The sequence below is a fragment of the Streptomyces sp. NPDC005070 genome (assembly GCF_053600395.1).
Genome location: NZ_JBSFZS010000443.1, coordinates 1 through 1,733 on the forward strand (window position 1 = coordinate 1; position 1,733 = coordinate 1,733).

Consider the following 1,733-nt stretch of genomic DNA (forward strand, 5'->3'; position numbering starts at 1 on the left):
CGTCGACACCAGCGGCTGGAGCAGGGTGGGGGTGGCCGGGATGCGGATGAGGTGATCGGCGTACTTCGACTGGGAGCGATCGGCGGTGAAATGGCTGCGCGAGCTGGTGCCGAGCCGCTACGCGAGCTACCCCGTCCTGCACAAGCACCCCGTCCTGCTCGCCCGCCACGCACACCTCCAGGTGCAGCAGGAGATACGGGTCGCCCGTACGGCACTCCAGACCGCCCGCTCCGAGCTGCCCGGCCTCGGCCTGCAGGAGGGCGTCATCGAGCACTCCATCAAGATGTACGCCGCCGAGGTGATGCAGCTCCAGCACATCGCCCGGAGCATCCGTACAGTGTCCCAGGCACTCGTGGACCACGCGCACCCGCGACACTGAGGTCCAGGGGCCCGCCACTGGCCCGGCGGGACCGAGGCCGAGGGAGACAGCGTGGACAGTGCCGGACAGCAGACCGACGGCGCCCGTGGAGGCGATGCCTCCGTGCCGGCCCCACCGCTCGACGTGCGGTGGATCCACGGCTCGTCCTCGGCCAAGCACAACACGGACCCCGACATCCAGGTCCACGCCTACGACGAGCACACGGTGATCCTTCGCCAGAACATGGCGATCGACTACGAGGCGCCCTTCATGTTCCTGCTGTTCGGGACCGAGCGGGCCGTCCTGGTCGACACGGGCGCCACGGCCTCGGCCGACCACTTCCCGCTGCGCCGGGTCGTCGACGAGCTGATGGACTCCTGGCTCACGGGAAATCCCCGTGACGACTACGGGCTGCTGGTGCTGCACACCCATCCGCACGGCGACCACATCGCCGGGGACGGCCAGTTCACCGGCCGTCCCGGCACCGAGGTCGTGGACGCGTCCCTCGGCGGCGCCTGGGACTTCTTCGGGTTCCACGACGACCCCGACGCCGTCGCGCGCGTCGACCTCGGCGGCCGGGTGCTGGAGTGTCTGGCCACACCCGGGCACCACGAGGCCGCGGTGACGTTCTTCGACCCCTGGACCGGGTTCCTGCTCACCGGCGACACCGTCTATCCCGGACGCCTGTACGTCGAGGACTGGCCGGCCTTCACCCGTACCGTCGACCGGCTCGTCGACTTCTGCGGGCGCCGCCCCGTCACGCACGTACTCGGCTGCCACATCGAGATGACCCGGGAACCGGGGCGGGACTACCCCGTACGCACCACCTACCAGCCGGACGAGCCACCGCTCGAGATGACCACGGATCAGCTCCTGGACATCCGCCGGGCCGTCGAGTCGGCCGGCTCACGGCCCGGCCGGCACGTCTTCGACGACTTCGTCATCTGCCGCCGCGACACCCCGGAATGAGGGGACGCGCGCCCGGACGGCCCCGCCCGGGGGCGATAGCCGGGGCGCGAGCGGGCACACGGGAAGAAAGCGCATACGACGACATCTCTGGACGGACGCATGGATACGACCTCGTGGACCCTGGTCCTCGTCATCGCCGCGGTGCTCGCCGCCGCCGCGCTCGCGGTGGCCCTGGTGCTTCTGCGCCGGCTCGTACGCACCCGCCGTGATCTGCGGCGGGCCGGACTGCCGACCGGGCCCCGCTGGGTGTTCTGGGGCGCGGTCGCCTACCTCCTGCTGCCCACCGACCTGGTGCCCGACCCCGTCTACCTGGACGACATCGGCGTCATGCTGCTCGCCCTGCGCTCGCTGCGCTCGGCGGTACCCTCCGGGGCGCTCCGCCCGCCGGCCTCCGCCACCCTGCGCG

At 71.5% G+C, this 1,733-nt stretch carries 2 protein-coding genes and 1 pseudogene; all 3 read left to right on the forward strand.

Translation table 11 applies throughout. The features are described 5' to 3' along the window. Nucleotides 1-64: 64 nt before the first annotated feature. Nucleotides 65-379: pseudogene (locus ACWEBX_RS40055) on the forward strand (hypothetical protein); the annotation flags it as partial. Between the two features lie 51 nt (nt 380-430). Beyond that, nucleotides 431-1,327, forward strand: a complete 897-nt coding sequence (locus ACWEBX_RS40060; protein ID WP_451889624.1) for an MBL fold metallo-hydrolase — start codon at nt 431-433, stop codon at nt 1,325-1,327. Nucleotides 1,328-1,426: 99 nt separating this feature from the next. Beyond that, nucleotides 1,427-1,733 (forward strand): YkvA family protein (locus tag ACWEBX_RS40065; protein ID WP_451889625.1); only part of this gene is annotated, 307 nt, incomplete at its 3' end.